This is a genomic window from Hahella chejuensis KCTC 2396 (assembly GCF_000012985.1).
GTDB lineage: Bacteria > Pseudomonadota > Gammaproteobacteria > Pseudomonadales > Oleiphilaceae > Hahella > Hahella chejuensis.
The window spans coordinates 748,570-766,977 of sequence record NC_007645.1 but is presented as its reverse complement, the minus strand read 5'-3'; the positions used below and the strand labels follow the sequence as shown (position 1 = coordinate 766,977).

At 53.8% G+C, this 18,408-nt stretch carries 19 protein-coding genes; 9 read left to right on the top strand and 10 right to left on the bottom strand.

Going from position 1 to position 18,408, the window contains the following annotated elements:
* Positions 1-105: 105 nt before the first annotated feature.
* Together phoB and phoR are read left to right on the top strand one after the other, a co-directional pair.
* Positions 106-798 carry a phosphate regulon transcriptional regulator PhoB gene (gene phoB, locus HCH_RS03490; protein ID WP_011394745.1) on the top strand — a complete coding sequence of 231 codons (693 nt, stop codon included), beginning with the start codon at positions 106-108 and terminating at the stop codon, positions 796-798.
* A gap of 56 nt (positions 799-854) precedes the next feature.
* Positions 855-2,183 (top strand): phosphate regulon sensor histidine kinase PhoR, encoded by a 1,329-nt coding sequence (gene phoR / locus HCH_RS03485; protein WP_011394744.1) that lies wholly within the window; start codon positions 855-857, stop codon positions 2,181-2,183.
* A 6-nt stretch (positions 2,184-2,189) separates the two neighbouring features.
* Here the strand turns inward: phoR and HCH_RS03480 are convergent, their stop codons facing one another.
* From HCH_RS03480 to HCH_RS03470, 3 genes are all read right to left on the bottom strand, one after another.
* Positions 2,190-3,068: a response regulator gene (locus HCH_RS03480; RefSeq protein ID WP_011394743.1), complete on the bottom strand. Its 879-nt coding sequence runs from the start codon at positions 3,066-3,068 to the stop codon at positions 2,190-2,192.
* A gap of 115 nt (positions 3,069-3,183) precedes the next feature.
* Positions 3,184-3,957, bottom strand: a complete 774-nt coding sequence (cysZ, locus tag HCH_RS03475) for a sulfate transporter CysZ (RefSeq protein ID WP_011394742.1) — start codon at positions 3,955-3,957, stop codon at positions 3,184-3,186.
* A 52-nt stretch (positions 3,958-4,009) separates the two neighbouring features.
* Entirely contained in the window at positions 4,010-4,825 is an 816-nt protein-coding gene (locus HCH_RS03470; protein ID WP_011394741.1) for a DUF2971 domain-containing protein, read from the bottom strand.
* A gap of 27 nt (positions 4,826-4,852) precedes the next feature.
* On the opposite strand from HCH_RS03470, the gene HCH_RS32950 reads away from it, so the two are divergent.
* On the top strand, positions 4,853-5,251 hold the full coding sequence (locus tag HCH_RS32950) for a VanZ family protein (protein ID WP_011394740.1): 399 nt from the start codon (positions 4,853-4,855) through the stop codon (positions 5,249-5,251).
* A gap of 476 nt (positions 5,252-5,727) precedes the next feature.
* Here HCH_RS32950 and HCH_RS03460 read toward each other — a convergent pair whose 3' ends face one another.
* Positions 5,728-6,402: a class I SAM-dependent methyltransferase gene (locus tag HCH_RS03460; RefSeq protein ID WP_011394739.1), complete on the bottom strand. Its 675-nt coding sequence runs from the start codon at positions 6,400-6,402 to the stop codon at positions 5,728-5,730.
* A gap of 364 nt (positions 6,403-6,766) precedes the next feature.
* Here HCH_RS03460 and HCH_RS03455 point away from each other — a divergent pair, with 364 nt between their 5' ends.
* The 6 genes from HCH_RS03455 (at position 6,767) to HCH_RS03430 (ending at position 12,392) form a co-directional block, all read left to right on the top strand.
* On the top strand, positions 6,767-7,585 hold the full coding sequence (locus HCH_RS03455; RefSeq protein ID WP_011394738.1) for a mechanosensitive ion channel family protein: 819 nt from the start codon (positions 6,767-6,769) through the stop codon (positions 7,583-7,585).
* 79 nt (positions 7,586-7,664) lie between these two features.
* Positions 7,665-8,951 carry an OmpA family protein gene (locus tag HCH_RS03450; protein ID WP_202945290.1) on the top strand — a complete coding sequence of 429 codons (1,287 nt, stop codon included), beginning with the start codon at positions 7,665-7,667 and terminating at the stop codon, positions 8,949-8,951.
* A 172-nt stretch (positions 8,952-9,123) separates the two neighbouring features.
* A complete protein-coding gene (locus HCH_RS03445; protein WP_011394736.1) occupies positions 9,124-9,651 on the top strand; it encodes an aminoacyl-tRNA deacylase in 528 nt (175 codons plus the stop codon).
* A 41-nt stretch (positions 9,652-9,692) separates the two neighbouring features.
* The gene (locus HCH_RS03440; protein ID WP_011394735.1) at positions 9,693-10,490 is read left to right on the top strand and encodes a substrate-binding periplasmic protein; all 798 of its coding nucleotides are present in this window, start codon (positions 9,693-9,695) and stop codon (positions 10,488-10,490) included.
* A 100-nt stretch (positions 10,491-10,590) separates the two neighbouring features.
* The gene (locus HCH_RS03435; RefSeq protein ID WP_011394734.1) at positions 10,591-11,877 is read left to right on the top strand and encodes an FAD-dependent monooxygenase; all 1,287 of its coding nucleotides are present in this window, start codon (positions 10,591-10,593) and stop codon (positions 11,875-11,877) included.
* 152 nt (positions 11,878-12,029) lie between these two features.
* The gene (locus HCH_RS03430) at positions 12,030-12,392 is read left to right on the top strand and encodes a histidine triad nucleotide-binding protein (RefSeq protein ID WP_011394733.1); all 363 of its coding nucleotides are present in this window, start codon (positions 12,030-12,032) and stop codon (positions 12,390-12,392) included.
* Between the two features lie 47 nt (positions 12,393-12,439).
* Here HCH_RS03430 and HCH_RS03425 read toward each other — a convergent pair whose 3' ends face one another.
* The 6 genes from HCH_RS03425 to pstB all read right to left on the bottom strand — a co-directional run bounded on the left by HCH_RS03425 (position 12,440) and on the right by pstB (position 18,392).
* Complete coding sequence (locus HCH_RS03425) at positions 12,440-13,336, bottom strand: alpha/beta hydrolase family protein (RefSeq protein ID WP_011394732.1); 897 nt, start codon at positions 13,334-13,336, stop codon at positions 12,440-12,442.
* A gap of 183 nt (positions 13,337-13,519) precedes the next feature.
* The gene (gene nhaD, locus HCH_RS03420) at positions 13,520-14,887 is read right to left on the bottom strand and encodes a sodium:proton antiporter NhaD (protein ID WP_011394731.1); all 1,368 of its coding nucleotides are present in this window, start codon (positions 14,885-14,887) and stop codon (positions 13,520-13,522) included.
* A gap of 429 nt (positions 14,888-15,316) precedes the next feature.
* On the bottom strand, positions 15,317-16,144 hold the full coding sequence (locus tag HCH_RS03415) for a DUF2059 domain-containing protein (protein ID WP_011394730.1): 828 nt from the start codon (positions 16,142-16,144) through the stop codon (positions 15,317-15,319).
* A gap of 126 nt (positions 16,145-16,270) precedes the next feature.
* Positions 16,271-16,663: a gamma-glutamylcyclotransferase family protein gene (locus HCH_RS32080; protein ID WP_148212463.1), complete on the bottom strand. Its 393-nt coding sequence runs from the start codon at positions 16,661-16,663 to the stop codon at positions 16,271-16,273.
* 98 nt (positions 16,664-16,761) lie between these two features.
* Positions 16,762-17,481 carry a phosphate signaling complex protein PhoU gene (gene phoU, locus HCH_RS03400; protein WP_011394728.1) on the bottom strand — a complete coding sequence of 240 codons (720 nt, stop codon included), beginning with the start codon at positions 17,479-17,481 and terminating at the stop codon, positions 16,762-16,764.
* A gap of 38 nt (positions 17,482-17,519) precedes the next feature.
* Entirely contained in the window at positions 17,520-18,392 is an 873-nt protein-coding gene (gene pstB / locus HCH_RS03395; RefSeq protein WP_049780825.1) for a phosphate ABC transporter ATP-binding protein PstB, read from the bottom strand.
* Positions 18,393-18,408: the final 16 nt, after the last annotated feature.

The following is an 18,408-nucleotide window of genomic DNA, read 5'->3' as shown; positions in this document are numbered from 1 at the left end:
GCGGCCGGGCTCATTTCCATCACATTAATTAAGCGCCTGTCATATACTTGTAACAAAACGCCGTTGTAATAATTCGGCAATCGAGTATTCAAAAAGGTGTTTTGCATGGCTAGCAAACAAGTTCTCATTGTGGACGATGAGCCCGCCATCCGGGAAATGATCGCAGTCGCTCTGGAAATGGCCGACTATGACTACCTGGAGGCAGGGGACGCGCGGGAAGCGCACGCATTGATCATAGATCAGAAGCCGGACCTCATACTGCTGGACTGGATGCTTCCCGGCGTCAGCGGCATTGAATTCGCACGCAGATTGAAGCGCGACCAGAACACCTCCGAAATCCCTCTCATCATGCTCACCGCCAAAACCGAAGAGGACAACAAAGTCCAGGGTTTGGAAGTAGGCGCAGACGATTACATCACCAAACCATTCTCCCCCAGAGAACTGGTCGCGCGCCTGAAAGCAGTGCTGCGCCGCACCGCCGTACAAGGCATGGAAACCCCCATTGAAGTCGAAGGACTGCGCCTCGATCCTGTGTGCCACCGCGTCACCGCCAAGGGCGATGCGCTCAACATGGGCCCCACGGAATACAAGCTCCTGCAGTTCTTTATGACGCATCAGGAACGGGTGTATACTCGCGGGCAGCTTTTGGATCAGGTTTGGGGCGGCAACGTCTACGTGGAGGAACGCACGGTGGACGTGCATATTCGACGTTTACGTAAGGCGCTGGAGCCCAGTCATCATCACTTGGTTCAAACCGTGCGTGGGACGGGCTATCGCTTTTCGACTCGAGCGCCATAAGCGCCGCGATCCGTCTTAAATAATAAATAATTCCAAAAGAAGTATTCATAAAACGCATGCGCAATCACTGGCGTCATTATGTACGGCTACTGGTTTACAGTTTGCTGGGCTGTATCATTGTCGGCCTTATTATCGGTTCAGTGGCCTGGGCGCTAGTGTTCGGCCTTACCGCCTACCTGGGATGGACGCTCACCCAGGCGTTTCGCATGCATCGCTGGCTGTATCAGGCGAAAATGGAAGACCCTCCCGAAAGTCGCGGACTCTGGGGAGACCTGTTCGATGGCATACATCGCCTCCAGGTTCAGCACTATCGCTCCCGCGATCGGCTGCAAGCCATGATCGACCGCATCCAGGAATCCACCAACGCCCTTAAAGACGCCGTCGTCATGACCAACAGCGAGGGCGCTATGGACTGGTGGAACCAATCCGCGGAGAAACTGCTGGGCTTCAAGTACCCGACTGACCGCGGCCAGCTCATCTATAACCTGATCCGCACCCCCATTTTTAAACGCTACTTCGCTTCCAAGAAATACCAGGAACCGTTGATCCTCAACGCCCCCAATAATCCCAACCTGAAGTTACAGTTTCATATCACACTGTTCGGAGAAGACGATCGTTTGCTATTGGTGCAGGACGTGACGCGCCTGTACCGTCTGGAAGAGATGCGACGAGACTTCGTCTCTAACGTATCACATGAGTTGCGCACGCCATTGACGGTCATATCAGGCTATCTGGAAACCCTCATCGATAATGCCGACGAATTACCTCCGCGCTGGAATCGCGCCATGAATCAAATGCAACAGCAGGCGCAGCGTATGGAAGCGCTGGTCAACGATTTACTGCTGCTGTCCCGCATTGAAAATGACGGCTCCAACTTCAAAGCCACGCTGGTGGATGTGGACAGCATGCTACGCGCCATCTGCGACGACGCCCGCGCCCTGAGTCAGGAAAAAGGCCATCGCATAGAGTTGAGTCTGGAGAGCGCAGCCGGGCTTACCGGCAACGAAACGCAACTACACAGCGCCTTTTCCAACATCGTTATGAACGCGGTGAAATACACACCTCCCAATGGCGAAATTCGGGTGCGCTGGTTCGAGGATAAGAAAGGCGTGCATTTCGCCGTGAGGGACAGCGGCATCGGCATTGACCCCCTGCACATCCCCAGACTGACGGAACGTTTTTACCGCGCCGACCCTTCAAGGGCCGCAGACACTGGCGGCACAGGCCTGGGCCTCGCAATCGTCAAACATGTCCTGATCAATCATGACGGAGAGCTGGAAATCACCAGCCACATCGGCGCAGGCAGCACTTTTACCTGCCACTTCCCGCGCACCCGCATGGCGTCTGCGGAAGCGTTGGCGGAAGCCGAGGACGTGAGGGATTAAATAAGTCTAGAATTTGGCGATAAACTTGGATAACGACGCCATCTTATCCGGGTCTTCATCCACAAACCGAATAACAATGCTGATAAAGTCGGTATCCACTCGCTTCTCCACCGCCTGCAGCATATGCACGTAGCCGTTGATCCGCTCCAGGGTCTCGCCATCGTCGACTTCTATATCCACTACCGCAGGATCAAGGATCATCGGGAACTTCTGCCCCCGCTTGGCGATGACCTTCACTTCCGTCAGGGTAATGGCTTTTATCACGCAGGGCAGGTTGAATTCAGCAAAACGAATCTGCGCCAGCGCTTTCTTGCCTGACGTTGGGTCCGGCGCTGATTTTTTAGGGGATGTGGGGCCGCCAGTCAACAGGGCCGCGCTGTCAGCAAACGGTCCTGGCGTCACGGCCGGCGCCGAGGCCTGCTTGGCGCTGTCAGACGCCTGCATCAATACGGAAGCGGAATCAGAACCCGGACGGGCCGAAGAGGACTTTTCACCTGCAGCGCGTTTAAGCTTGGCGGCCAGTTGCTTATTGACCTTCTGCGCCAGCATTTCAGGACTGAAGGGCTTTCCCAGATAATCGGAAACGCCGCTTTGCACCGCCTCCACCACATGGCCACGATCCCCCCGGCTGGTCACCATGACGAAAGGCGTTTTCTTGTAGGCGTCTTGTCCACGCGCCCACTGCAACAGCTCAAGTCCTGACATTTCCGGCATTTCCCAGTCGCACAGGATGAGGTCATAGTGCGTCTTGTTCATCAGGATCTGCGCTTTTTTCCCGTTGATGGCTTCTTCCACCGTCACCTGAGGAAAATAGGTTCGCATCGCCCGCTTGACCATATCACGGACGAAACTCGCGTCATCAACCACCAACACCTTTAAAGCCATGTCAGAGCTACACTTTCCGTTAATCACATAACTATAAGGCTAGCACTGTCTGACAAAATTCCCACTTTATTCAGTACTTAAGCGGCGGCGTAGCTATCACGCCGCCACAGCAGGATCACCTCACCGCTACTCCAGCGCCAGAAGCGGGGTTCGCTTTAGGTAACTGACCGTGCTCTTCCAGCCAGAATTTAACGCCGCCGGCGACCGCCGCCTGCATGGACACCAAATTCACGATAGGAATCAAAGTACTGCCCCAAACGCCTAAACCGAAGCCCAGCGTCCGACTGCGACGCTCGCGCATGAAACGAATCACGTCATCAATCTTGCGCTTGTTGTTATCCGCAGGGTAGTCCACAAACTCAAGCGCCATGATCCAGGAGGAGAATACCGCCCAAAGTAACGGCGACACCAAGTTCACCACAGGGATGAAGCTGAGCAATAATAACCCCAGCGCACGAGGAAGATAATAAAGAAGCTTCTTGATCTCACGCCAAACACTGGCGGGAATATTCATGATCACCTGCTTCCAGGGCGTGTCTTCATCCACCTCTTTGCCGGTCAGCAGCTTCTGCGTCTGTTCCGCCAGCAAGCCGTAAAAAGGAGCGCCGACCAGGGTGGCCACAAACACAAAGGTATAAAACACCAGTACGCCCACCAGAATGGCGAAGACCAGCCATACCAGCCAGCGCAAGAAAGACAACCAATCCGGTAGCCAACTGACCATGGCGTCCACCCAACCGGAGAAGTACGCGCTCATGCCCCAGATAAAGCCGACAAACACCAATATATTGATAATCAAAGGGATAATGACAAAGACCCGCAGTTTGGGATGCTGAATCAGGCGAAACCCTTCCAGCAGGTCGTTAAAACCTTTAGCGAATAATTTCACGCTCTTTTCCTTTCTGCCTCATACAAAAAATTAGTGAGAAACGCCGTTAAGCTCAGTTTAAAGGCTCCGCACTCAAGCGAAACCGGGACGCGCTCATTTTCATTTGAAATGTCTGTAAATGACGGTAGCGCATATCCACCTGAAGCAGTTGCGTCAACGCATCCCGCAGTTCAGGGTCCACAGCGCAGCCGAACATGATCGCAGATATGGCGTTGGAGGGAAACTTACAAAGGGACAATGCCTCACCATCCCATTGTATTTGCTTCTGTCCCGTATCCAGCGGACGCAACAGGCGCCACTCCCCCTCCCCGGAAAACTCCGTTGAGCGCTGGAACAAAGGGCTAAAACCGAATGCGCCGGTTTGCGGCCTCTCATCACAATACTCGACTTTTTTGAACGTCTGCGGGCAGTCTTGATAATGCGCTTCCAAAAATCCCGCCTTGCCAGGATCTATCTGTAATGCGACGCCCCGGTGGCGATCTCCCTGAAACCGCCAAAGCGCAACGCTCTCAACAGATTCAAACAGACTGAGAACGCCCAACGAAAGCAAAAACCGAGGACTGAGAAACAAGGGTTCGCTCGCTGCGCCCTGCAATAAAATCGCTTCAATCTCTTTACGCTTATGCTTGGCCTGCTGCACATAGTACTCGAACGTGACCAGACTGCTCAGATCCTCTGGAAGGGCGTCATATTGCCTCCTTACTTCCGCCACGAACTCCGCTTGTGTGATATCTCTGACAGGGGGCGCCGCCACGGGAAGCTCTGGAATCAGAAAAGGGTCGTGTAAGCCAGCCAGCCCAAGTAAAGGCAATTTGCCTTCTCTCAAGATGGTAATGCTCAGCTTGTTGGCGTACAGATATAATTTCATGTTTTGATGCCTGGGAAACGCTTCCGCATGTTCAGATTGTCTCAATTATATAAAAGCTTGATCCTTCTTGGAGGGCATTGGCCCGCCCGCGTCGCCTTCTACGCACTTATGGCGGTAGGACTCGTCATCGCACTCACGCCCAATGAGTACACACCATTGGGAACGGTTAACGATAAAATACGACATGCGTTTTCCTTCGCCGTAATGAGCGGGATGGCCATGTGGAGTCACCAAAATAGCCGGGGCTTTCATGTTTTTATCGCCATGACTTGCTATGGCTTACTCATTGAAGGCCTGCAAAGCTTGATTCCCTATCGGGATGGAAGCCTGGGAGATATTGTGGCCAATACTATCGGCATTGCGATGGGCGTATTCCTGGCGAACTGGCTGGTGGTCTCCGCCCGTCCACCCAAAGTCTCCCACTGAAGCCGCCGGGGAGAATTTCCTCAATAAGCAGGCTTCTACAGAAAATGCACTAATGTATTAGTAGTAAGAAATCAGCCCAAAAGTTTGTAAGAGATATCTCACAAAGACGTAGGAAATTAGCGGAAGTTACTGTAATCATTACGGATTCACTTGCTGAGATATTTCATAACACATTGTTTTATATAACTTTTAATAAACAGACCTTGTTAAGCGGCGCACCCGCGTTTGATGATTGTCACCAAAACGTCATTCGGCCCGAGGTATATTTACAACCGTCAAGGCAGACAAGGAAATGGAATCCAGCCAGGATGGTTTCTTCGCAGGAAGCGAAGGGAAGCAAGGATAAGGAATGATGCTTGAGGGAATTTTTGGAGTTAATCCAGGAATAAAATAGGACAAAGTTGGCGCACAGGATGGCGCTTTACCAAGGAACGGCGGATGGGAATCCAAAACCTATTCCAAATGAGGCGACCTGATTAGTCGCCTTTTTTTTCGTCTTGGATATGGCGTCCGCTCTCGTAAATTCTCACTTCATTAAACTCGTCGAACTCATTGAGATCAGGGAACGTTCTGCCGGATGCTGTCTTCTTCAGCTCATATCCAGGCGCAGCCAGATTACGCACCCGCGAATCCGCTAACAGCACTTTAGACGCTTTATCCCGCCATTCCGGCAACCATTGCAGATTGTCTCGATCATAGAGAACATCCGCCGCAGTGATCACATCAGGATTGTCGGCGGTCGGTAGCGTCTCACATACCCTCACCCGCACGCCATTGAGCGCCGCATTCTCCCCCACCGCGACTTGCGCAGCCGAATCCAGATCACAAGCCAGAACAACTGACGCGCCAGCCAACGCCGCAGCGATAGCCGCCAAACCCGATCCTGTTCCGATATCCCACACCGTTTTACCTGCTACAAGCTCAGGATGATCGAGAATATATCGCGCCAACACCTGCCCGCTGGCCCAACAAAAACTCCAATAGGCCGGTTCGGCGACGACGGCCTGGGCCTCATCATGAGAGAGTGGCCCTTCCATCACCGCAGGGTCGAATAAATACAGACGAACTTCAGGAATAAGCGGTGGCGCAGCCACCCGCAGAGCGCTGCGAGGCAACGTGCGTTGCAGCAAAGGCAGTAATAAGTCCGACATGAGAAGTTAATCCGCTACTGAACGTAGATTATCGAATAAGACGAAAATTCCAGGAAATAGCGCCTATTATGTCACAAATAGCGCCAAATCGAGGGAATCCGGTTATGAAAACTTTTCGTAAGCTCTAGCTTGGAATTTGCGTCAGATTTTCGTCACGCCTACGGAAATGCACTTATTGCGCGGCTAAGGCCAGGATTCTTGGCGTAAAAGCGCTTGGCAGAGCGCCGGCTTCTGCTAGACTAGCGCAAGTCTGGCTTCAATGTCCGCGCGCTCGCCGTCATCCTTTGCAACGCAATACCCAACCCCACCCATCCCAGGTGGCGGGCGCTGACGCATAAGAACTAAAACCGCTAAGGAGTCCTCAATGGAGAACCTAGATCAGTATTTAGATAAGGGCGTCGAATTGGTGATGGAGTACGCGCCGCAACTGTTGCTCGCCATTATTACTCTTATTGTAGGTATGTGGCTGATCGGCAAGGCGCTCAAGTTCACTGACGATCGCCTGCAGAAGAAGTTTGATCCAACACTCACCAAGTTTGTTCACAGCCTTGCATCAGTTGCCCTCAAGGCGATGTTGCTGGTCAGCGTGGCGCAAATGGTGGGCATTGAAACGACTTCCTTTATCGCTGTTTTAGGCGCCGCCGGTCTGGCTATAGGCCTGGCTCTACAGGGCAACCTGTCGAACTTCGCCAGCGGCATTATGATCCTGGTGTTCAAGCCTTTTAAGGTTGGCGATGTGATAGATGGAGCTGGCTATATCGGTACGGTCAGGGAAATCCAGATCTTCACGACGATTTTGATGACCCCGGACAATCGCCGGGTCATTATTCCCAACTCCAACCTGGCCAATAACCCCTTGATCAACATTGCAGCGGAAGCAACCAGACGTGTGGACATGGTTTTCGGCATCAGCTACGGCGACGACATCGACAAGGCGAAAAATATAATTAAATCAATGCTTGAAGCCGACTCCCGCGTATTGAAAGACCCAGCTCCCGTTATCGCCGTATTGGCGCTGGCGGACAGCTCCGTCAATTTAGCTGTGCGTCCCTGGGTCGCCACTGCGGACTATTGGCCGCTGTATTTCGATATGCATGAGAATGTGAAAAAACGCTTCGACGAAGAAGGCGTCACCATTCCGTTCCCACAAAGGGATGTCCACATTTATCAAGAAACTCAATAACTCCCTTAATCCCTGTTTTATTTTGGAAAGTTCCCCCGGGCCGACAAGGTCCGGGTATAGATTACACAAAGAGGTGGCAATGAAAGCAAAACTACTCCCATCCATTTTACTGATGAGCGCTATTGCTTCCACGCAGCCGGCGTTCGCCGACGGTCGCGAAGAAGGCGCTTATTTCACCGGCCTGCTCGGCTATACCTTTTTCGACCATGAGCGCCAAATCGAAGACGATCCCAGTTTAGCCGCAGGTTTGGGATACAACTTCACCCCTGCCATTTCCGCAGAAGTCCTGATTGGAGCCGCGGACCTGGAACGCAAGCATAACGCCGGCTACCTCGATAGCGTGTTCTATCGCGTGGATGCGCTCTACCACTTCAACCAGGGCGAAGCTTGGCGTCCATATCTAGTCGGCGGCGCAGGCAATTATAGATTCAAACACGATGGCGGCGGCAAAGACGAGGAAACCCAGTACAATCTGGGCGCCGGCATCAAGCATGCTATCAGCGACTCCATGGACGTGCGCTTTGACGCCCGCGGCGTATATGGCGATGAAGACGAAACGAAAGACGCCATGTTGAACCTGGGTTTCACCTACATGTTCGCCTCCGCCGCGCCAGCGCCTAAAGATAGCGACCGCGACGGCGTATACGACGATGAGGACGCTTGTCCTGGAACGCCTTACGGCGCCACAGTCGATGCTCGCGGATGTGAGGTGATCGGCGACGCGGACGGCGACGGCGTGACTGATGACAAGGATCAGTGCCCCAACACCAAAGCCGGTGCGCGCGTAGACGCTACGGGCTGCCCAGTTGTCGGCGATGATGACGCAGACGGCGTGCCGAATGAAAAAGACCAGTGCCCGAACTCTCCAGCTGCCGCTAAAGTCGACAGCAGAGGCTGCCCGCTGGATACCGACCGCGACGGCATCACTGACGGCCTGGACGCATGCCCAGACACGCCTTATGGCGCCAAAGTGGATAACCGCGGCTGCCGCATCCAGCTGAGCGAAACAGTCACCATTACATTGAACGTGACGTTCCCGACCAACTCAGCCGCAATTACAGATGAGTTCGTATCTGAAGTGGAAAAACTGGCGGAGTTCATGCGTCAGTATCCAGACACTAAAGCCGTTGTGGAAGGTCACACTGACGACCGTGGCCAAGACGCCTACAACCAGAAGCTGTCCGAGAAGCGCGCCAGCGCTGTGCGTCAGATGGTGGTGGAGCGCTTCGGCATCGCTGGCGAGAGAATCTCCAGCGTTGGCTATGGCGAAACCCGTCCAATCGGCGACAACAATACAGCGGATGGCCGCAGCGCCAACCGTCGCGTTGTCGGCGTCGTGGAAGCGACCGTTAAAACCAATCAATAACGGCTCGTTCGCCAGATAAATCCAATTAAGGGGAACTCAGGTTCCCCTTTAATTTTTTCCCTTCCGTTACCCAGTTCCCAACTTTCAGTCCCTCTGTTTGCTGCAATCGCAACTTAATAGGCTATCTTAATTAATAAGAGCGAATGTTTCTTATCCAGGCTGGAGGTGGCTTATGCCTGTACAATCTCTGAAGAACTTCCTCGATGGACACCAAGTCCGGTATGTGTCGATACAGCACTCCCCCGCTTATACCGCCCAGGAGATTGCTCAGTCCGCGCATATCTGCGGGAAGATGCTCGCAAAAACCGTGATTGTCATGATGGACGGCAAGTTCGCGATGGCGGTTATGCCCGCCACATCGCGCATTCGCTGGGACCGCTTCATGCGTGCGATGGGTACGGATTTTATAGAATTGGCGGACGAAGAAGACTTCAAAGACCATTTTGCGGAATGTGAAGTCGGCGCTATCCCTCCTTTCGGCAATCTGTACGGCATGTCCGTCTATATGGACGAGCATCTGCGCAATAATGAAGAAATCGCCTTCAGCGCGGGCACTCACAGTGAGATTCTGCGCATGTCCATGAGCGCGTATGTCGAATTAGCGCGGCCACTGATCATGAATGAAGGGTTCGTTCAGCCTAACAGTCCACCGCTACAACGTGTGCGACAAGGCCGCAAACGCGCCCACAGGCACGCCTGACACCTGGAGCCTTCAATATTCGCCAGCGTACTCCGGCAGCGTTGCCGATATATAAATATCTGACGCTAGCGCTGGCGGCGTTATGGCTGCATGCGGGCTTCGCCAACGCGGAGAAACCGACTCTGGTCCTGGGCGGTCCTCCCTGGCCGCCCTACTTGGATGAAGACCAGCCTCACCGCGGCCTGGCCACGGAAATCGTGGAATCCGCCTTCCATAAAGCAGGCTATCCAGTGCAAATTAAGATTTTGCCCTGGCCACGTCTGTTGCGCGCAGCGGAATTCAGAGAAGTCGATGTCATGATTGGGCTTTGGTGGACCCTGGAAAGAGAAGAAGTCTTTGTCTTTTCTTCCCCTTATTATGTCAACGTCATTGGCTTCGCCACACCGACAGAAAGCACATTCAAACCTTCGCGCCTGAGCGATCTTACCAGCGCCCGCATTGGCGTGCGCCAAGGCGCCCGCTTTTGGAGTCCGTTTGATTTCTCTACATCACTGAACAAGGTCACAGTCAACACAACGGAGAGCGCCCTCAACATGACGGCTGTCGGGCGTCTGGATCTGACCGTAGAGGATGTCAGAATTCTACAAAACCTCATCAACCATGATGAAAGGCTTAGCGAAAGCCTGAAAATACTGCCTCTCCCCCTGGTGCATCGCCCCTTGCATATGGGGGTGCGTCGCAACCTGGACAACGCCGAAGTCATCGTCGCCGACTTCAACGCCGCCCTGGCGGAGCTTTTGCAAAGCGGATGGGTGGCGACCATATACCGACGCTACGGCATAGCCGAGAGTCCATTGGATATCCTTACCCATACGCCCCCTTCCATGGCGGACGAATAAGGTCTCCAACGCAGGCGCCGAGGCTTTGCAGTCCCCTTCCCACTTCCTCTATCATTAGGCTCCCGGCTTATCCAGCCGCCCGCAACGCATTGATACTACTATGACAGACAAGGCTTCTTCCCAACCCAGCGACACCCCTGACTATGACGTTATTATCGTCGGTGGAGGTATGGTCGGCGCAGCCATCGCCGCGGCGTTAAAGAACACGGTGTTAAGAATCGCGGTTATTGAGAGGGAGCCGCCCGTCCCTTTCAACCCTGACGAGACGCCGGACCTGCGAGTATCCGCCATCAACTTCGCCAGCGAGAAATTCCTGACCCAACTTGGCGCCTGGGAGCGCGTGCTGCAGATGCGCGCCCACCCCTATCAGCGCCTGGCTGTTTGGGAAAAGCTGGGTAATCCCCTTGGCGAGCGGCTTTCGTCAGTGGTGAATAAAACAGAGTTCGATTCTCGTCAGGTCGGCCACACTCATCTCGGTCATATCGTTGAGAACCGGGTCATTCAATTAGCCCTGCTGCGCGTGGTCGAGCAAGCGGAAAACACAACGCTAATCAGCGGGCGACGCATTCGCGCCATCAACTTTCGCGAAACGTTTCCCGAAGTCACGCTGGACGATCAGAGCATACTGCGCGGACGCCTGATCGTCGGCGCAGACGGAGGCTCCTCCATGGTTCGGGAGCAAGCGCAGCTTGGGCTGCTCAGCGACGCCTATGAGCAGCATGCCCTGGTGATCAGCGTAGCCATAGCAGGAGAGCCTCAGGACATTACCTGGCAGGCGTTCCGGCCCCATGGGCCACTGGCGTTTTTGCCTTTGTGCGCCATTGACGGCGTCGCCTACGCCTCACTGGTCTGGTACGACCAGCCCGCCAAGTTAAAGGCTTTACAACAACTCTCTCAAGACGATTTTCTCCGTGCTCTGCGCAAAGAGTTTCCCCGGCAGTTACCGGAGCTGCTCCATGTGCTCGGCAAAGGCTCATTCCCACTGGTGAAACGGCACGCCCAACACTATGTGGCGAAGGGCGTCGCGCTGGCGGGAGACGCAGCGCATACGATAAATCCTCTGGCGGGACAGGGAGTAAACCTGGGTTTTCAGGACGCCGCCGCCCTTGCGGAAGTCATTCGGCAAGCCGCTGAACGTGGCCCGGACATTGGAGACCTTGAGACGCTCCGCCAGTATGAACGATTGCGCCGGGGAGAGAATCTTAAAATGATGACGCTGATGGATGGTTTTTATTACGCCTTCAGCAACAATCTGGCCCCTGTGAAGTTGGCGCGCAACCTTGGTCTTGGCCTCGCTGGCTTGTTGGGACCGGCGAAGCGCAAGGTCGTCGCCTATGCAATGGGACTGAATGGCGCCGAGGCGGAACGTCCGCTGACGCGTTATTAATCAGGCGGACAAATAGCTTCCTTCTATTTGTCCGCAACGACAGCGCCTGCCCATGTCAGGCACTGTCTCCCGCGGCTAGCCGCCGCGCAGGCGCATCCATGCGTCTGATTATTAACATCTCAACAAGTAACCCAGCCAAAGGATGCAAGACCATGTCTGAAACGATTTTCAGCAAAATCATCAAACGGGAAATCCCCGCCGATATTATCTACGAGGATGAATTCTGTCTGGCGTTCAACGATATCAACCCCCAGGCGCCGGTGCACTTTCTGGTCATTCCCAAAAAGTCCATCGCCACGATCAACGATATTGAAGAACAAGACCGGGAGTTAGTGGGCCACTTGTACATCGCCGCCGCCAAAATCGCCAAAGAAAAAGGGTTCGCCGACGACGGCTACCGGGTGGTGATGAACTGTAACGAAAGCGCAGGCCAAACCGTTTTCCATATTCACCTCCATGTGCTGGCGGGGAAACCTCTGGGCTGGCCGCCCTATACGGACAAACTCAAAGTCTAGGCCTGCCTTTTCAAGCTATGGACAGGGTAAGGCGCGGGCTTACCCTGTTAGCTTTCCTGCGGGGCCGTCAACGTCGACTCAGGGTGTAAGGCATTACGCTCATTCAGCCAACCGCCTAAACGCTGCGCCAAGTTCTCGGAGTGTTTGATCCAATTGAAGTGCCCAACGCAGGCGCCGCCAAAATCCGCATTCGTCAGACGCCAATGCGTTACCTCCGCTGAAGGCATTTTGCAATACAAGTTCGCTACGGCTTCAGCCGGAGCCAGTTCATCGGACTCGAATGAAATCGCCAGCACAGGCTTGGTGACCGCCTCCAAAAGACGCTCATAATTAATAGGGCTGCGCTCCGGGTAATAATCACCAGTGCGAGCATTACGCGCCCAATCGCGAATAAGGCGACGCGCCTCCCGCCCTGCGAAACCAATGCGATCCCCTGGCAAATAACCCAGTACTTCGCTGACGCCGCGAAGAAATTGCGTGCTGACGAGAGTCCTCAAAGGTTTGGCGTAACCTTTGTAATAGACATTACAGGAAGCCAGTAAAATCAGGCCTGCTACGGACCCCGGCTGCTCCGCCATGTAAAGGGCGCTCAGTTGACCGCCCAGACTGTGGCCAAGCAGCCAGATCGGTGAATCCGGTAAATGAAGCCTCACACAGTCCAACACTGCCGGCCAGTCATACTGAATCATTTCGTAGTAACCGAAATTAGTGCGCCGGGATGCGCGCACTGAGCTGCCGCCATGTCCGCGCAGGTCCGCCGTTGCGCAGTGCAGGCCGCGCGCGGACAGCGCCTCCGCCAAAGGCGCATAGAAGCTGGCTCGCACGCCCATAGCGGGCATACAGACAACCACTGGAGCCAATGCATCCTCTGTGCGATAGAGAGACAGCGTGGAATGTACTTGGTCCTGGCTACTGACCGATAAGATTTCAGGGGACGGGGACATGGCGAAGGTTCTCTAGTCTCAGTGTGTTCCATGCTATTAATCAGGCAGACAAATAGCTTCCTTCTACTTGTCTGCAACGACAGGGCCTGCACAGGTCAGGCCCTGTCTCCCGCGGCTAACAGCCGCGCAGGCGCATCCATGCGCCAGACTATTAGTCCGGCAGCTCGTCGCCACACAGGCCTTTCAGGTTCCATTGATAGCCAGATGCGCGGCGATAGATACGCCGTAGCCGATCAAGATAGCCCAGGACCATTTCAGATGGGACAAGAAGGTATAGCTGCCTTTTGACTGCCCCATCAACGCCACCCCGGCCGCAGAACCGATAGAGAGCAGGCTGCCTCCCACTCCCGCAGTAAGCGTGATCAACAGCCATTGGCTGACATCCATATCCGGCTCCATGGAAATAATCGCGAACATCACCGGAATATTATCCACGACCGCAGAAATAGTTCCCGCCACAATATTCGCGATCGTTGGCCCCCAGTTATCGTACATGCCATGGGACATCATCTGCAGATAGCCCAACGTCGCCAGGCCGCCCACACAGAAGATAACACCGAAAAAGAACAGTAACGTGTCCCACTCCGCACGCGCCACTCTTCGGAAAATATCAAACTGGATATCATCCTCCACCGTGCCGGTTTTACGTAGAAAATAAGCGAAAAACATGAGTACGGACATACCGGTCATCATGCCGAGAAACGGCGGCAGATGGAAAAAGCGCTCAAAGCAGACCGCCGTTGCAATGGTGAGTAGGAACAAGGCGCAGATGCGTAGGCCTCCTCGCTTGATTGGAACCAGCCCACCATGTCCGGAAGGAACGCCATTAGGCAGGAAAAAGTTCATGATCAGCGCGGGTGTTACAAAATTCAGCACGGAAGGAATGAACAGCGCAAAAAACTCTTCAAACTGAACTTTCTTGGACGCCCACACCATCAACGTCGTAATGTCCCCAAAAGGACTGAACGCCCCACCTGCGTTAGCGCCCACCACCACATTGACCATGGCCAAAGAGACAAATCGAGTATCTCTGCCCCCCACCGCCATGATGACGGCGCCCATCAACAACGCGGTGGTGAGGTTATCCGCCACTGGCGAAATGAAAAACGCCAGCCATCCGGTAACCCAGAACAGCTTACGATAGCTCATGCCCTTGTGCACCAGATACGAGCGTAAGGACTCGAAGACATGGCGCTCTTCCATCGCATTGATGAAAGTCATCGCCACCAATAGAAATAAGAATAAAGCGCCGTACTCCAACAAATTGTGAGAGACGGCGTTGTGGATTTCGTCATCGCTGCGTCCCATGTCCTGAGCCACGCTGGCCACCAGGACCCAGATTAATCCAGCGGCGAAAATAACCGGCTTGGATTTCCTTAAATGCAATACTTCTTCCGCCATGACGGCGATATAAGCGACGATAAAAATTATGACGGCGAGTATCGCCTTGGGTGAGTCAGTGGCGTCGAGGACGAACATGCCTCCTTCAGAGGCCCAAACAGGACCGGCCATGCACAGCAGACCGCCCAGCAGAAGTGGAAGTTTTCTCATTCAGCTAATCCGTACTTTAGTTCTCGGTTATTGTTATTGAGCGCGCCCCTGTCAACGATTTACTACAAACCACCGCCTGCAGGCGCAGAACATAATGAAAAACGTTGAAATTTTATGGGCTGGGAAAAGATTGCGCAATTAAGCTTAAGTCTCTGATGGCTTGTAGGCGCTAAGCATAATCCGGATAAAACGCCGGGGTTGTTGATATGCGTCAACCCTGGGACAAAGGGAATTGGTTACAGTTGCGCTCAGCGCTGGCGGAATAGCGGCAGGACTGATCTCAAGGGGTCCGGTGATGTCGCAACGCATCCGGCGCTCCATCCGGTTTCGACAGGATGGCCGCCTGCGGGTCATCTCTCCCTCCTCCCGACCCGCGGGCAACTCCTGTTTTATGTCAGGCGTTCGACTCCTTTCAAAGAACTAAGGCGGTTACTGCGCCCCAGCCAATTGGTTCAATCTTTCCCCTAGCATCTCTGAACGTTCTTCCAGCACATCAAACAAAGCTGTCTTTAACGCTTCCACAAAACGCGATCCCGCGTCGGTGCGAGCGAACGCAATGTAGTCCTTCATGTCTGTGAGCGGTACGTTTCGATAGGTATAGAGGTAGTTCAGATAGACTTGCTGTCCCACCATGCCTCGCATGGAGAAGCGGCGCTCTTCAATCACCCTTTTCAGATCATGATATGAAGGCAACTCTGGACCTTTCACTACAGAGGTTATTGCGGCGGCCATAGCCAATTGGATTGTGACTGTATTATCCAGCATGGAGTCCGTCGCCCGGGTGGCGCGATCATAGGCGGAGAACAGATGCTCCCTCTCGCCGCCTTTGTTTTCCTCGCTCAGGCTCTCCATTCTTTTCTGCGCCTCGGCGTATTCCTCCGTGCTCATAGCGTTAAGCTCCGCCGCCACGATTTTCTGACCGATTGGGGACCGATACCACTGCAAAATATGACGCATTTCCGCTGGCGATAGCTGCTGCTCCAGGCGTCTCTCGACCTGACTTTGCAGGTCGTCCGCCTGATAAGCGCCATCCACCACCCGTTCAAACAGGTCCATCAGATCTTCCGACGCGCCAGTGCGTCGGATGTTGGCGCGTATTCCGGTTTTAATCATATCCGGATAGCGCGACAGCAATTCATCCACACCTGTTTGAGCCAGCAAATTTGCGGATAGCGAGGCGTCCGATTTAACGGCGAAAACAGGAGCGGAAAGTAGAAGAGCGGACAACAGACAGAAAACAGCGCGGAACAACTTCATATGAGAGCATCCCAAAAACAACGACAACAAAAAGACATGGCGAGCGGCATGAATCCGTTCGCCTGTCTTCCAGTATAGTTGTCTAAATTTTCAGCGCTTTGAAAAACCGGCTTATATTACAAAAACCTACAATTCACCAAGATAGTTAACCAGACTATCCCGCAGAAAGGTTTCGTAACGCCAGATACGGGTGGTCAGTTTTTCGGGCCGGCGGTAAAGGTAGACCCAGGCAATAAGGCGGCCGCCTCCAGGCGTCCTTACCATGCAGTAACGACGGACGTAATCATCGCCTTCATAGTGGTCAAGGCGGGTGATGTCATGCTGAGTCAGGCCGTGGTAGAGGTAACCAGTGCAATCTGCATTCCGGTCGCGCCAAAGGCCAGGATAGGCCTTTCCGACAACCTGTAAACAACGATATCCCGGCAGTCTGGCGGCGGAGGCTTCCGGCGTCCAGCCTAACAGCCGTTGCATCACATGAGGGTGACGTAACGTGCCATAACAAAAAAGCGGCGTAGACAATGCACAAGTCCTGATAACAATTGTTGAATCAGCGGCGCTAAACACAAAAAACGCAACCGAAGCTGCGTTTTACCATAAATAGACTCGCCGGAAAAAGGTCAGGATCTTTCGATAAGCTTCTCGGTTTTCTCCAGAGAAGCATGGCGCACATCCTTACCCTTCACCATGAAAATCACGTGCTCACAGATATTTCTGGCGTGGTCGCCGATGCGCTCCAGCGCACGCAACACCCACATGACGCTAAGGATTCGGGAGATACTGCGCGGATCTTCCATCATGAACGTCACCAGTGAACGCATCGCGGTTTTATACTCGATGTCCACTGACTTGTCTTCTTTCATGACTTCAAAGGCCAAGTCCAAATCAAAACGGGCGAAGGCGTCCAGTGCGTCATGCACCATTTTTCCGACATGGCTGCCGATATGACGCACTTCCACGTAACCCCGCGGCGCTTCGCCTTCTTCCAGCAATTGCAGCGCGTTCTTGGCGATTTTCTCCGACTCATCGCCGATGCGCTCCAGGTCGTTAACCATTTTCGCAATCGCCACCACCAGGCGCAAATCGCTCGCCGTAGGCTGGCGCTTGGCGATCACCCTGGTGCATTCCTCATCAATGGTAAGTTCCAGTTTATCGACGTCATTGTCATTCTGGCGCACCATTTCGGCCAGTTCGGAATCCCCTCGCACCAATGCCTCAACCGCGTCCGCCACCTGCTTTTCCACCAGGCCGCCCATCACCAGAACATGGTTCCGAAGCTCCCGCAAATCGACATTGAACTGTTGAGAAATATGCTGCAAATGAACGTCTGAGTTCGCCATATATGCTTCCTATTACTAATTTCCGCCGGGGAAAACTGTTACCCGTAACGCCCGGTAATATAATCTTCTGTCTGCTTGCAGGACGGATTGGTGAACAGCTGGTTGGTGCTGCCGAATTCAATCAGGTCGCCCATGTACATGAACGCAGTATAGTCCGATACCCGCGCCGCCTGCTGCATATTATGGGTGACGATGACGATGGTGTAATCGTTTTTCAGCTCATGGATCAGCTCTTCGATCTTCAGCGTCGATAGCGGGTCAAGAGCCGATGCAGGTTCGTCAAGCAAAAGAACTTCCGGTTTCACCGCCACAGTGCGGGCGATAACCAAACGCTGCTGCTGACCACCGGACAGGCCCAAAGCGCTGTCATTCAAGCGGTCCTTCACTTCATCCCACAACGCCGCAGACTTGAGCGCCCATTCAACGGTCTCATCCAGGATGCGCTTCTTGTTGATGCCCTGGATTCTGAGCCCGTAAGCCACGTTCTCATAGATGGTCTTGGGGAATGGGTTCGGCTTCTGGAACACCATACCCACCCGACGACGCAATTCCGCCACATCCACTCCCTTGCGGTAAATGTCTTCCTGCTCCAGCAGGATCTGGCCGTCAATGCGACAACCGTCCACCAGATCGTTCATTCGGTTGAAACAACGCAGCAGGGTGGACTTACCACAACCTGACGGACCGATGAACGCCGTCACCCGCTTCTGCGGGATGCTCAGATCAATGCCGTGTAACGCTTCTTTCTCGCCGTAGAACAGCTTGAGTTTGTTCACCTCAAGGGCGATCGTCTCATTGTCGATCGACAAATCCTCCATCGAGCGCTCGATCGCGCTAATGTCGATACCGTGAGAACGGTGCTTGGATTCGTTGAATGGCTGCTCTTCGTTCACTACGTTCTGATTGGTCATAGTTTCACTCATTATA